The 13,172-nt window shown below is 68.8% G+C and carries 13 protein-coding genes; 1 reads left to right on the top strand and 12 read right to left on the bottom strand.

All coding sequences use genetic code 11. From position 1 onward, the window contains the following. Nucleotides 1-214 precede the first annotated feature (214 nt). From recG to PO78_RS12920, 5 genes are all read right to left on the bottom strand, one after another. Complete coding sequence (gene recG, locus PO78_RS12940; protein ID WP_269429744.1) at nucleotides 215-2,338, bottom strand: ATP-dependent DNA helicase RecG; 2,124 nt, start codon at nucleotides 2,336-2,338, stop codon at nucleotides 215-217. A gap of 94 nt (nucleotides 2,339-2,432) precedes the next feature. Next, complete coding sequence (locus PO78_RS12935; protein ID WP_004326450.1) at nucleotides 2,433-2,813, bottom strand: RidA family protein; 381 nt, start codon at nucleotides 2,811-2,813, stop codon at nucleotides 2,433-2,435. An 81-nt stretch (nucleotides 2,814-2,894) separates the two neighbouring features. Then, nucleotides 2,895-3,332: a flagellar assembly protein FliW gene (gene fliW, locus PO78_RS12930; protein WP_004326451.1), complete on the bottom strand. Its 438-nt coding sequence runs from the start codon at nucleotides 3,330-3,332 to the stop codon at nucleotides 2,895-2,897. Between the two features lie 74 nt (nucleotides 3,333-3,406). Further along, nucleotides 3,407-4,066, bottom strand: a complete 660-nt coding sequence (locus PO78_RS21925; protein ID WP_052484417.1) for an SPOR domain-containing protein — start codon at nucleotides 4,064-4,066, stop codon at nucleotides 3,407-3,409. Next, nucleotides 4,063-4,671 (bottom strand): DUF2802 domain-containing protein, encoded by a 609-nt coding sequence (locus tag PO78_RS12920; protein WP_004300947.1) that lies wholly within the window; start codon nucleotides 4,669-4,671, stop codon nucleotides 4,063-4,065. Before PO78_RS12920 ends, PO78_RS21925 begins: the two co-directional genes overlap by 4 nt. Nucleotides 4,672-4,835: 164 nt before the next feature. Between PO78_RS12920 and PO78_RS12915 the strand changes: the two genes are divergently transcribed. Further along, nucleotides 4,836-5,615 carry a YdcF family protein gene (locus PO78_RS12915; protein WP_004300946.1) on the top strand — a complete coding sequence of 260 codons (780 nt, stop codon included), beginning with the start codon at nucleotides 4,836-4,838 and terminating at the stop codon, nucleotides 5,613-5,615. 141 nt (nucleotides 5,616-5,756) lie between these two features. On the opposite strand, the gene nqrF is transcribed toward PO78_RS12915, so the two are convergent. The 7 genes from nqrF to PO78_RS12880 form a co-directional block, all read right to left on the bottom strand. Continuing rightward, nucleotides 5,757-6,980 (bottom strand): NADH:ubiquinone reductase (Na(+)-transporting) subunit F, encoded by a 1,224-nt coding sequence (nqrF, locus tag PO78_RS12910; protein WP_004300944.1) that lies wholly within the window; start codon nucleotides 6,978-6,980, stop codon nucleotides 5,757-5,759. 15 nt (nucleotides 6,981-6,995) lie between these two features. Further along, nucleotides 6,996-7,604 carry an NADH:ubiquinone reductase (Na(+)-transporting) subunit E gene (nqrE, locus tag PO78_RS12905; protein WP_004300942.1) on the bottom strand — a complete coding sequence of 203 codons (609 nt, stop codon included), beginning with the start codon at nucleotides 7,602-7,604 and terminating at the stop codon, nucleotides 6,996-6,998. A 1-nt stretch (nucleotide 7,605) separates the two neighbouring features. Then, entirely contained in the window at nucleotides 7,606-8,274 is a 669-nt protein-coding gene (locus PO78_RS12900) for an NADH:ubiquinone reductase (Na(+)-transporting) subunit D (RefSeq protein ID WP_004300940.1), read from the bottom strand. Nucleotides 8,275-8,276: 2 nt separating this feature from the next. After that, complete coding sequence (locus PO78_RS12895) at nucleotides 8,277-9,062, bottom strand: Na(+)-translocating NADH-quinone reductase subunit C (RefSeq protein ID WP_012584651.1); 786 nt, start codon at nucleotides 9,060-9,062, stop codon at nucleotides 8,277-8,279. Beyond that, a complete protein-coding gene (locus tag PO78_RS12890; RefSeq protein ID WP_043744241.1) occupies nucleotides 9,052-10,266 on the bottom strand; it encodes an NADH:ubiquinone reductase (Na(+)-transporting) subunit B in 1,215 nt (404 codons plus the stop codon). The genes PO78_RS12895 and PO78_RS12890 overlap by 11 nt, the downstream gene beginning before the upstream one ends. Before the next feature lie 2 nt (nucleotides 10,267-10,268). Further along, nucleotides 10,269-11,609, bottom strand: coding sequence for a Na(+)-translocating NADH-quinone reductase subunit A (locus PO78_RS12885; protein ID WP_004300934.1), 1,341 nt, complete (start codon nucleotides 11,607-11,609; stop codon nucleotides 10,269-10,271). A 351-nt stretch (nucleotides 11,610-11,960) separates the two neighbouring features. Beyond that, nucleotides 11,961-13,160, bottom strand: a complete 1,200-nt coding sequence (locus tag PO78_RS12880) for an acetyl-CoA C-acyltransferase (protein ID WP_043744237.1) — start codon at nucleotides 13,158-13,160, stop codon at nucleotides 11,961-11,963. Between the last annotated feature and the right edge of the window lie 12 nt (nucleotides 13,161-13,172).

Below are 13,172 nucleotides of genomic sequence, written 5' to 3'. Positions count from 1 at the left end.
CGAGGGGCGTCCGGACGGCAGCAATCGCGACTTGCGTCGCTCCCACGGGAGATGCGGTGCGTCCGGGCGGCAGCAATCGCGACTTGCGGTGCTCCTGCGTCCCACACCGGGCGCTCCGGGTTTTCCGTGGGAGCGACGCAAGTCGCGATCTGCCGTTCTCCACCCGATGCGCGGCGAAAAGTGCCACAGGGCACCGACAGCACTCGCCAGCCCATCATGCGCGCAGCAAGGCTTCGCGCCCGCCCAGCCAGCGCCGCATCAGCGCGTTGGCGGCGGCGGGGTCGTGGGCGAGCAGGTGCTCGGCGAGCTCGCGCGCGGGCTCGGCCAGCCCGGCGTCGAGTTCGAGATCGGCGTAGCGCAGCAGGGGCACGCCGCTCTGGCGCGCGCCGACGAATTCGCCCGGACCGCGGATGCGCAGGTCCTCGCGCGCGATCGCGAAGCCGTCGATGTTCTCGTAGATCACCTTGAGGCGCTCGCGGCCGGTCTGCGACAACGGCTGGGCATAGATCAGGATGCATACCGACTCCGCCGTGCCGCGCCCCACCCGGCCGCGCAGCTGGTGCAGCTGGGCGAGCCCGAAGCGCTCGGCGTGCTCGATCACCATCAGGCTGGCGTTGGGCACATCCACCCCGACCTCGATCACCGTGGTGGCCACCAGCAGATCGAGCGCGCCGGCGGAGAAGGCGGCCATGGTGGCGGATTTCTCCTCGTTCCTGAGGCGGCCGTGCACCAGGCCCACGCGCAGCTCGGGGAGCGCCTCGACCAGCGTCGCGAAGGTGTCCTGCGCGGTCTGCAGTTGCAGCGCCTCGGACTCCTCGATCAGCGGGCACACCCAGTAGGCCTGGCGGCCCTCCAGACAGGCCGCGCGCACGCGCGCGACGACCTCGTCACGACGCACGTCGGAGACCAGGCGGGTGCGGATCGGCGTGCGCCCGGGCGGCAGCTCGTCGAGCACCGACACGTCGAGATCGGCGTAGTGGGTCATCGCCAGCGTGCGCGGGATCGGCGTCGCCGACATCATCAGCATGTGCGGCCGCCGCCCGCCCTCGCCCTTCTCGCGCAGCGCCAGGCGCTGGCGCACGCCGAAGCGGTGCTGCTCGTCGACCACCACGAGCGCCAGCCGCGGCAGGGTCACCGGGTCCTCGATGAGCGCATGGGTGCCGACCGCGAGCAGCACCTCGCCGCTCGCCAGGCGGGCGAGCTCGGCCTCGCGCGCGCGCTTCCTGCGGCTGCCCGACAGCCAGGCGACGCCGATGCCCAGGGGCTCCAGCCAGGCCGAGAGCTTCTTCCAGTGCTGCTCTGCGAGGATCTCGGTGGGCGCCATCATCGCCGCCTGCCACCCGTTCTCGGCCGCCTGCAGCATCGCCAGCGCGGCGACCAGGGTCTTGCCCGAGCCGACGTCGCCCTGCAGCAGGCGCTGCATCGGATGCGGCGCCGCGAGGTCGGCGGCGATCTCCGCGCCCACCCGCGCCTGCGCCCCCGTGGGACGGAAAGGCAGCGATTCGAGCAAAGCCGCGGTCAGCAGGGCGCGCGCCGGCAGCGCCACCGCCGCCTGGGCACGGCGCGCGAGCCAGGCGCGGCGCAGCGAGAGCTGCTGCACCAGCAGCTCCTCGAACTTCATGCGCTGCCAGGCGGGATGCTCGCGCTGCTCGAGCGCGAAGGGGTCGGCGTCGGGCGCGGGATGGTGCAGCGCATGCAAGGCCTCGGCGAAGCCGGGCAGCCCCAGGCGGTGCAGCCAGGCGGCCGGCAGCAGTTCGTCGAGCGGCTCGCTCTGCAGCGCCTGTGCGACCAGCTTGCGCAGGGTGATCTGGCCGACGCCGGCGGTGGTGGGATAGACCGGGGTGAGCGCATCGGGCAGCGCCTCGCCGGGCGCCACGGCGCGCAGGCGCGGATGCACCATCTCGAGCCCGAAGAAGCCGCCGCGCGCCTCGCCGAACAGGCGCACGCGCCCGCCCGGCGCGAGCGGTTTCTGCTGCGAGGGGTAGAAGTTGAGCCAGCGCGCCACCAGGGTGCCGCTGTCGTCGGCGATCCGCGCCACCAGCTGGCGGCGCGGACGCAGCACCACCTCGCTACCGAGCACCTCGCCCTCGACCTGAGCGGGAAAGCCGGGGCGCAACCGGGCAATCGGGGTCAGCCGGGTCTCGTCCTCGTAGCGCAGCGGCAGGTGGAGCAGGACATCGCGTGGCCCGCGCAGGTCGAGCCTGGCCAGCCGCCCCGCCAGCTGCGCCCCGACCCCCGGCCAGCCGCGCGGCGGCTGCGTCGCGTTCAATCGTCGATCCTTCTCGGAAGGAGGAAAGGGGCAACAGGTCTCGCGCGCCCGCCGTTGATCGGCCGGCACGCGACCGGGACACCGAAGCGGTATGCCAAGGAGGCAGCGCTCCGAGCGCCCCGCCCCTTAAGTTTCACACCTCGTGCCTTGCCCCTTGCAGGCCTCAGCCGAGCACGAGCACCAGATCCGCCTCGACCAGCGCGCCGCGCGGCAGCTCGCGCACGCCGACGGTGGCACGTGCCGGATAGGGCTCGGCGAAGCAGGACTTCATGATCTCGTTGACCACGCCGAAGTTGGCCAGGTCGGTGAGATAGATGGTGATCTTGACCACGTCGGCGAAGGAGCCGCCGGCCGCCTCGGCCACCGCGGCGAGGTTGTCGAACACGCGACGCGCCTGCGCCTCGACGCCCTCGACCATTTCCATGGTGACGGGGTCGAGACCGATCTGGCCGGAGAGGAAGACCTGGTTGCCGACCTTTACCGCCTGCGAATAGGGGCCGATGGCGGCGGGTGCCTTGGGGGTGGAGATGATCTGACGGGCCATGGTTTTGCCTCTGCTTGGGGAAAGCCGGCATTGTACCCGCGGGCGCGGGCGGACATGCCGCCCGCAGGGCACCCGGGCGGCTCAGCCGCCGGCGCGCAGGGTGATCTCGCAGCCGAGGCGATCGATCAGTTTCTGCAGGCCGACACGCTCGCCGGTGTTGATGACCAGCGGCGCCATGAAATTGGCGCGCAGGCCGGTGCCGGCCGGGCTTTCGCCTTCGTCCTTGCGCACGATCACCGCGACCGCGGCATCCTCGGGCGTGCGCAGGCGCAGCATCGCGACTTCCTCGTCGCTCAGCGGGAATTCCAGGTGAACGCCGAGGCGCTCGGGCGCGGTCACCGAGAAGGCGACATCGGGCTCGTCCACGCTCTGCAGCAGGAACACATGCGCCTCGCGTCCTTCCTCGTGCAGCAGGGTGAAGCGGCGGCACTCCTCGAAGCCGGGCAGGCCCTTGGGAAACTCGATGATCTTGTCTTCGGCAATCTCGGCGCTGCCGAACAGCGGACTCTTGATCTGCATGACTGGAACCTCGCTTCAAAAAAACATCATCATCCGAGGCACGGCGGACCCGCCGTGACACGCTTCACGTCCGCTCAACGCGGGCGTTCTGGGGGGATCAACACGCCAGGCCCGGCACCCGCCGCCTGCAGCCGCTTGCGCGCATGCTCGGCGGCCTCGCGGTCGACGAAAGGACCGAGCACCACCCGGCTCTGGATGTGCGCCGGCTGCCCCGCGGCTGCGGCCTGCTGGTAGATGCGCAGCGCGTTGTCGGGGGCGGCGAAGACGCCGAGCTGGACGAGATAGCCGGAGCCGGCGGGCGCCACGGCGGCACGGGGAAGCAGGACACCATCGAGCTTTGCGGTGGGAACCGGAAGCGGAGTGCATGCCGGCGCAGGTGGCGGAGTCGGGCAGGAGGGTGGGGGCGCGGATGGGGGCGCGCATGCAGCCCCCTGCCCGGCCCCGAGCGGCACGGCGGCCTCGTACGCTGGCGCACCGGGGCCGGGCTTTCCGGCCGCCGACAGCGGGTTCGCGGGCATGGCAGGAGGAGTCGAGGCCGCAGCGCCGGGCGCCGCCCCACCAACCGCCGCGCCAGCGCCCGCGCGCGACGGCACCGGACGGTCGCGGTCGAGCAGCCCGAGCACCAACAGCACGAGAGCGGCGGCCAGCGCCGCGGCTGCGCGGAGCAGCGCTGCGCGCCGCGGCGAGCCGCGCGGCAGCGCGGAGCGGGTGGCCGGAAAGCGCGGCAGCTTCATCCGTGCCCTTCCGCACCGCGCCCGAGTGCGAGGACCAGCTCGGCCTCGGCGAGGGTGATGCCGCAGCGCACGGCGATCATCTCGGCGTTAAGCCCCTGCCTGGCGAGCACCATGGCTTCGGAGTATTCGGGCGAGCTGGCGACGGACGACGCCTGGGCGTCCAGTTCGTCGCGCAACGCGGCGATGTCCTCCACCAGACGATCGATCTCGGTCTGCTGCAGCGCCACCAGGTCCCGCTGCGCCTGCAGTGCCTGGCGCAGCCGGGAGTTCTCAAGCTCGAGCTCGAAGCGCGCTGCGGCGGCCGCCTCGGCCTCGGCAGCGCCGGAAGAGGCGGCAGGAGCGGAGGTGGGGGCGGAAGGCGCAGCGCCTGCAGGCGCCGCAGAGGAAACGGAGGAAGGCAAGGGTGCGTAGGCGAGGAAGTCGTCATCCTCGTCATCTCTCGCGTCGTGGGCTGCCGCGGCCGCCGCCGTCCGCGTCCCCGTGACGGGCTGCGGCCCGACGGCAAGCCCGGACGCCCCTTCGCGCGGCAGGCGCAGCGCGCGCAGGAACTCGAACGCGGCATAGGCCGCCAGCAACAGGGCCAGCGACCACAAGGCCTCACGCATGAGCGGCGATCCTCCACGAGGCACGGTCACCCACGCGGAATCGGCAGCGATCTCGCAGCGGGCGACGGCGGGAGTTCAGGAGAGGGCGCATGAGGGCAACAGAGGCTCGATGCACCGATAATACTTGGCCGCGGCAGCCGCCGCCAAACCCGCCCCGACCGACCATGGAACTCGACCCCGACACCCTGCTCTTCTGGCTCAAGAAGCTGGTCGCAGTGCTCGCGCTGCCACCGGTGCTGCCGCTGCTGCCGATCGTGATCGGCCTGATCACCCTGCGCCGACGGCCTCGGCTCGGCCTGGCGCTCGCGTGGGCGGGCGTGGCGCTGAACCTGCTGCTGATCTTCCCGCCGAGCGTGGGGTGGCTGGTGGCGCGCGTCGAATATCCGCAGATGCTCGATCGCGCGCGGGCGCGCGAGGCGCAGGCGATCGTGGTGCTCGGCGCCGGCAAGCGCACGCACGCGCCCGAGTTCGGCGGCGAGACGGTCAACCGGCTCGCGCTCGAGCGCCTGCGCTACGCTGCCGCGCTCGCACGCGAGACCCGGCTGCCGGTCCTGGTGAGCGGCGGCGCACCGGCCGGCGACACCCCCGAGGCCTACCTGATGGAGGCCTTGCTGCGCGACGAATACGGCGTGCCGCCGCGCTGGGTGGAATCGGCCTCGCGCGACACGCGCGAGAACGCACGTTTCTCGGCGGTTCATCTGCAGGCTGCGGGGGTGAAGCGGATCCTGCTGGTGACCCACGCGATGCACATGGAGCGCGCGCGCCCCGAGTTCGAGGCCGCCGGACTCGACGTGATCCCGGCTCCGACGGCCTGGCTGGGCGGCGGCGACAGCCCCGGCGACGCCCAGCCCCTGCCTTTCGCGCCAAGCCAGAACACCGCCTACGCGGCCTGGTTCGCGCTGCACGAGCTGCTGGGCCGGCTCGCCTACCGCTGGTCGCGCTGAGACCTGCGGGGAGGTCAGAACACGACGACCGCCCCGTCGTACCGCAGGGCACCGGCAGACCGTCTCGCCGTTCATGAAAAAACCCGCGCCCGTCTCTGAAGGCGGATGCGCGGGCGGGTGCGGTCGCGGATGCGGCAGCCTTCAGCCGCCGAAGTCGTCGAGCATGATGTTCTCGCGCTCGACACCGAGGTCGAGCAGCAGCTTGATCACCGCGGCGTTCATCATCGGGGGACCGCACATGTAGAACTCGCAGTCTTCGGGGGCCGGGTGGTCCTTGAGGTAGTTCTCGTACAGCACGTTGTGGATGAAGCCGGTGTAGCCGGTCCAGTTATCCTCGGGCAGCGGGTCGGAGAGCGCGAGGTGCCACTTGAAGTTGGGGTTCTCGGCAGCGAGCTTGTCAAACTCCTCGACGTAGAAGGCCTCGCGCATCGAGCGCGCGCCGTACCAGAAGCTGATCTTGCGCTTGCTGTGCAGACGCTTGAGCTGGTCGAAGATGTGCGAGCGCATCGGCGCCATGCCCGCGCCGCCGCCGACGAAGACCATCTCGTGGTCGGTGTCGCGCGCGAAAAACTCGCCGAAGGGACCGTACACCGTGACCTTGTCGCCCTTCTTGAGGTTGAACACCCAGGACGACATCTTGCCGGGCGGGACATCGTCGCGCCCCGGCGGGGGCGAAGCCACGCGGATGTTGAACTTCACCACACCCTTTTCGTCGGGGTAGTTCGCCATCGAGTAGGCGCGGATCGTGGTCTCGTCGACCTTGGAGACGAAGCGCCACAGGTTGAACTTGTCCCAGTCGCCGCGGTACTCGTCCTGGATGTCGAAGTCCTTGTAATTGACCACGTGGGGCGGGCACTCGAGCTGCACGTAGCCGCCGGCGCGGAAGTGCACGTCCTCCCCTTCGGGCAGGCGCAGGGTGAGCTCCTTGATGAAGGTGGCGACGTTGGGGTTGGACTCGACGGTGCACTCCCACTTCTTGACCCCGAAGACCTCTTCCGGGACCTCGATCTTCATGTCCTGCTTGACCGGGGTCTGGCAGGACAGACGCCAGCCTTCCTTGGCGTCGCGCTTGGTGAAGTGGGACTCCTCCGTGGGCAGCATCGAGCCGCCGCCTTCCATGACCACGCACTTGCACTGCGCGCAGGTGCCGCCGCCGCCGCAGGCCGAGGGCAGGAAGAGACCGTTGCCGGCGAGCGTCTGCAGCAGCTTGCCGCCGGCGGGGACGACGATCTTCTTCTCGCCGTTGATGTCGATGGTGACGTCGCCCGACGAAACCAGCTTGGAGCGGGCAGCGATGATGAACACGGCCAGTGCGAGCACGATGGCGGTGAACATCCCGATGCCGAGGATGATTTCGGTATTCATCGTTGCACGGTCTCCTTAGAGCTGCACGCCCGAGAACGACATGAAGCCGAGCGACATCAGGCCGATTGTGATGAAGGTAATGCCCAGGCCCTGCAGGCCCTCGGGCACGTCGCTGTACTTGAGCTTCTCGCGGATGCCGGCGAGCAGCGCGATCGCCAGCGCCCAGGATGCGCCCGAGCCCACGCCATACACCGCGCTTTCAGCAAGCGTGTAGTCGCGTTCGACCATGAACAGCGAGCCGGCCATGATCACGCAGTTGACCGTGATCAGCGGCAGGAAGATGCCGAGCGCGTTGTAGAGGCTGGGCATGTACTTGTCGAGCAGCATCTCGAGGATCTGCACGATCGCCGCGATCACGCCGATGTAGGACAGCAGGCCGAGGAAGGACAGGTCGACCTCCGGCAGCCCCGCCCACGCCAGCGCGCCTTCGCGCAGCAGCAGGTTGTACATCAGGTTGTTGGCCGGCACGGTGATCGCCTGCACGACGACGACCGCCACGCCCAGGCCGATCGCGGTCTCGACCTTCTTGGAGATCGCGATGAACGAGCACATGCCGAGGAAGAAGGACAGCGCCATGTTCTCGATGAACACGGAGCGCACGAACAGGCTGATGAGGTGTTCCATTTCAGTAGGCCTCCTTTTCCACGACCTGCGGCGCCATCCGGAAGGCAGGCTTCTCGACCTGCTCCTTCTTCCAGGTGCGCAGGCCCCAGATGATCAGGCCGATCAGGAAGAAGGCCGAGGGCGGCAGCAGCAGCAGCCCGTTGGGCACGTACCAGCCGCCGTCCTTGGCGAGCGCGATGATCTCGATGCCGAACAGCTTGCCGGCACCGAAGAGCTCGCGGATCACGCCGAGCGTGATCAGCATCGCGCTGTAGCCGAGACCGTTGCCGATGCCGTCCATGAAGGACAGCAGCGGCGGGTTCTGCATCGCGAAGGCTTCCGCACGGCCCATCACGATGCAGTTGGTGATGATCAGGCCGACGAACACCGAAAGCTGCTTGGACAGGCTGAAGGCGTAGGCGCGCAGGAGCTGGTCCACCACGATGACCAGCGAGGCGATGATCACCATCTGCACGATCATGCGGATCGAGCTCGGGATCTGGCTGCGGATCATCGAGATGAACATGCTCGAGCACGCCGTCACCAGGGTCAGCGCGATCGACATCACGACCGCGGTCTTGAGGTTGGAGGTGACCGCGAGCGCCGAGCAGATGCCGAGGATCTGCAGCGCGATCGGGTTGTTGTTGAGGATGGGGTTGAGGAGGACTTCCTTGACGGTGGGCTTGGACATGATCAGACCCCCTGGGTGCGGAGTTTGGCGAGATAGGGGCCAAAGCCCTGTTCGCCGAGCCAGAACTGGAGCAGCCGGTCGACGCCGTTGCTGGTCAGCGTGGCACCGGCGAGGCCGTCGACCTGGTGCTTCGCGTCGGGGCTGGCCGGATCGACCCCGCCCTTGACGATGTGGATCGCGGGCTTGCCTTGCGCGTCGAACAGCACCTTGCCGGGCCACAGCGCCTTCCACTTCGGGTTGTCGACCTCGCCGCCGAGGCCCGGTGTCTCGGCGTGCTGGTAGAAGCCGAGGCCGACCACGGTGTTGAGGTCGCCCTTCAAGGCGACGAAGCCATGCAGCGTGGACCACAGGCCGTAGCCGCGCACCGGCAGGATCAGCGATTCGAGCTTGCCGTCCTTCTCCACCATGTAGACCGTGGTGAAGCGCTCGCGGCGCTTGATCAGCGCGATGTCTTCCTCGCCGTCGAGGGCGTCGGAGAGCTTGGGATCGCGCGCAGCCTTGAGCGGGTCGAAAAGCTGGGCATCGTGGGCGTCGGTGTATTCGCCGGTCTGCAGATCGACCACGCGCGCCTTGATGCGCCCGGCGAAGAGATCCTTGACCTCGCGCGAAGACATCTCGGCATCGCCCAGGCCGGCAATCGAAAGGATGCTGCGCTGCTTGTCGAGCAGGCGGTTTTCCACCTGCACCGGCTTCAGCGACACCGCCGCGCCGGCGACGAAGACCGAGCTCACCAGACTGACCGCGAGCGCCACCATCAGCGTTCGGCTTGTGGATTCTCTATTGGACATTGCGCGCAAGCCTCCGCTTGATGTTGGCCGTGACCACGAAGTGGTCGATCAGCGGCGCACAAAGGTTGCCGAACAGGATGGCGAGCATGATGCCTTCGGGGAAGGCGGGGTTCACCACGCGCACCAGCACGGTCATGATCCCCACCACCGCACCGAAGATCCATTTGCCGGTGTTGGTCATCGAGGCCGACACCGGATCGGTGGCCATGAACATCATGCCGAAGGCGAAGCCGCCCATCACCAGGTGCCAGTGCCAGGGCACGGCGAACATCGGGTTGGTGTCGGAGCCGATCGCGTTGAACATCAGGCTGGTGGCGACCATGCCCAGCATGACGCCGGAGACGATGCGCCACGAGGCGATCTTCATCACCAGCAGCACCGCACCGCCGATCAGGATGGCGAGCGTGCTGGTCTCGCCGATCGAGCCATGCACCGTGCCGAGGAAGGCGCTCATCCAGTCGATGCCGGCGCCGGCCACCGCCTCGATCCCGCCGGCAGCGCCGAGAGACAGCATGGTGGCCCCGGTGAAGCCGTCGACCGCGGTCCACACCGCGTCGCCCGACATCTGCGCCGGGTAGGCGAAATACAGGAAGGCGCGGCCGGCGAGCGCCGGGTTGAGGAAGTTCTTGCCGGTGCCGCCAAAGACTTCCTTCGCGATCACCACACCGAAACTGATGCCCAGCGCCACCTGCCAGAGCGGGGTGTCGGGCGGCAGGGTGAGCGCGAACAGCACCGAGGTGACGAAGAAGCCCTCGTTGACCTCATGCTTGCGGATCGAGGCGAACAGCACCTCCCAGAAGCCGCCGACGATGAAGGTCGTCAGGTAGATCGGCAGGAAGTAGGTCGCCCCGTGCAGGAAGTTGGCCCACAGGCTCGCGGGATCGAGCCCGGCCAGCGCGCTGGTGAGCGCGATGCGCCAGCCTTCCTGCGCCGCCATCAGCTCGGCGCTGCCGGCGAGGATGGTGTTGGCCTGGTAGCCGACGTTCCACATGCCGAAGAACATCGCCGGGAAGGTGCACAGCCACACCGTGATCATCATGCGCTTGAGGTCGAGACCATCGCGCACATGGGCGGTGTTGCGGGTGACCAGGGGCGGCTTGTAGAGCGCGGTGTCCACGGCCTCGTACAAGGCGTAGTACTTCTCGTACTTGCCGCCCTTCTCGAAATGATGCTCGATGCTGTCGAGCCAGGAGCGCAGACTCATGCTCAACCCTCCTTCTCGATGCGGGTCAGGTTGTCCCGCAGGATGGGACCGTATTCGTACTTGCCCGCGCACACGTAGGAACACAGCGCGAGGTCTTCCTCGTCCAGCTCGAGACAGCCGAGCTTCTGCGCCATGTCGGTGTCGCCCACGATGAGCGCGCGCAGCAATTGCGTGGGCAGGATGTCGAGCGGCATCACCTCTTCGTAGTTCCCGATCGGCACCATCGCGCGCGGCGAGCCGTTGGTCGAGGTGGTGAAGTCGAACAGCCTGCCCGGCGAGAGCTTGGAGATGTAGAGGTTCATCACCGAGTGCTTGTTCGCCCCGGCGCGCAGGTAGTGCAGCATCTCGCGCTCGGAGCCTTCTTCCAGGCAGGACACCTGCAGGTGGTAGCGCCCGAGGAAGGCGCAGGCTCCGCGCGAGGTCCGCCCGCCGAACACCGAGCCGGAGATCACGCGCACCTTCTTGCCGGTCTTCAGTTCGCCGGCGACGAGCTCGTCGAGGTTGGCGCCGAGGCGGGTGCGCACGAGGCGCGGCTTCGCGGCCATGGGGCCGGCGATCGACACCACGCGCTCGGTCCACAGGCGGCCGGTGGAGAAGAGCTTGCCGATCGCGATCGCGTCCTGGTAGTTGAGCGACCACACCGACTTCTCGGCATGCACCGGATCGAGGAAATGGATGTGCGTGCCGGCGAGGCCGGCCGGATGCGGGCCGGCGAAGGTCTCGGTGCGCACGTCGGCCAGCCCGGAACAGGGCATCCGGGTCCCATCGGCGTGGCACACGACGACCGGCGCGATGCGCGCGAGCACACGCACGCCGCGAGCGAAGTCGTCCGTGTGCTCGGCGATCACTACGGTCGGGTCGGCGGCGAGCGGATGGGTGTCGATCGCGGTGACGAAGATCGAGTGCGGATTCGCGTCGATCGCCGGCACCTTGCTGAAGGGCCGCGCGCGTAGTGCGGTCCACAGTCCGGAGTCGATCAGCTTGCTGCGCACCGTCGCGTCGTCGAGCCTGTCGAGTTCGGCGTCCGTGTAGCGCGTGAATTCGACCGCATCATCGCCGTCGAGGTCGATCACCACCGACTGCAGCACGCGCTGCTCGCCGCGATGGATGGCGCTGACGGTGCCGGCACCCGGCGCGGTGAAGACCACACCGGGCGTTTTCTTGTCGGAGAACAGGACCTGGCCGAGCTTCACCCGGTCACCGACCTGCACCGCCATGGTCGGTTTCATGCCGTGATAGTCGAAGCCGACGACGGCCACGCTGCGCACCGGCCTGCCGGCCTCGATGCGCTGCTCGGGCGCGCCGGCGATGGGCAGGTCCAGACCGCGTTTGATTCTGATCATGCGCTTCTCGCCCGTTGATTCCACTGGAGGCACGGGCGCCGTCAACGCATCCGGGAGCGCCAGGCGTCCGGACGCCGGAGGCGGTCCCGCGTCGATAAACGCGCGGATTATAAAAGATTGTTACCAGACGATCACGCCGGGGAATACCCGAAGGCAGCGAACTAGGTGAAATCCACAATACGCCGAGCGCGCCATCAACCGGCCAAGAAATTCCGTTCGCATGAGAATGCTGCAAATGGGATGCGCTCCCGAAGCACGCGAGGCGCCCTCCAAAACGACAGCTCACGCTCAGCATGGTAGAAGCTCGGCGCAAGGGAAGTCGGGGATGGACTTCCCGTGCGCCGGTCACGCTCACACGCGCTCGAACACCCCCGCCGCACCCATGCCGGTGCCGATGCACATGCTGATCATGCCGTAGCGCAGGCCGGGGTCGCGCTGCATCGCCGCCATCAGGGTGGCGGTGCGGATCGCGCCGGTGGCACCGAGCGGGTGGCCGAGGGCGATCGCCCCACCGAGCGGGTTGACCTTCGCCGGATCCATCCCGAGCTGGCGCATCACCGCCAGCGCCTGCGCGGCGAAGGCCTCGTTGAGCTCGGTCCAGCCGATGTCGGCCAGCGCCACGCCGGCACGCGCAAGCGCACGCGGGATGGCCTCGACGGGGCCGATCCCCATGACCTCGGGCGGCACGCCGGCGACCGCGAAGCTGGAAAAGCGCGCGATCGGGGTCACGTCGTAGCGCTTTAACGCGGTCTCGCTCATCAGCAGCACCGCCGCGGCGCCGTCGGACATCTGCGAGCTGTTGCCCGCGGTCACCGAGCCGCGTGCGGCGAACACCGGCTTGAGCTTGCCGAGCCTGTCGGCAGCGGCGTCCGGACGCGGGCCCTCGTCGTGCTCGACCAGGCGCTCGGTGATGCGCACCGTGCCGTCGACACCCGGGGCATAGGACTTCACCGCATAGGGCAGGATCTCGTCCGCGAACTGGCCGGCGGCGATCGCGGCGCAGGCGCGCCGGTGCGACTCGACGGCGAACGCATCCTGGTCCTCGCGGCTCACCTTCCACTGCTGCGCGACCTTCTCCGCGGTCAGGCCCATGCCGTAGGCGATCGAAACGTTCTCGGCGCGGGCGAAGACCTCGGGGTTGAGGCTGACCTTGTTGCCCATGATCTGCGGCATGGCGCTCATGCTCTCGGTGCCGGCGGCAATCATCACGTCCGCCTCGCCCAGCCGGATGCGGCTGGCGGCGTCGGCCACCGCCTGCAGACCGGAGGCGCAGAAGCGGTTGATGGTGATGCCCGGCACACGATCGGGCAGGCCGGCCAGCAGCAGGCCGATGCGCGCCACGTTCATGCCCTGCTCGGCCTCGGGCATCGCGCAGCCGGTGATGACGTCGCCGATCTCGGTGGCGTCTAGGCCGGGCACCTTGGCGACCACCTCGCGCAGCACCCTGGCGAGCATGTCGTCGGGGCGCACGTGGCGGAAGGCGCCGTTGCGCTTGGCCACCGGCGTGCGCACTGCGGCGACGATGTAGGCGTCCTGGATCTGTTTGCTCATTGTCTGGTTCTC

The sequence above is a fragment of the Thauera sp. SWB20 genome (genome assembly GCF_000831325.1).
Lineage (GTDB): Bacteria > Pseudomonadota > Gammaproteobacteria > Burkholderiales > Rhodocyclaceae > Thauera > Thauera aminoaromatica.
Note: the sequence above shows the minus strand (reverse complement) of the source record. Positions and strands in the feature narration are given on the sequence as shown.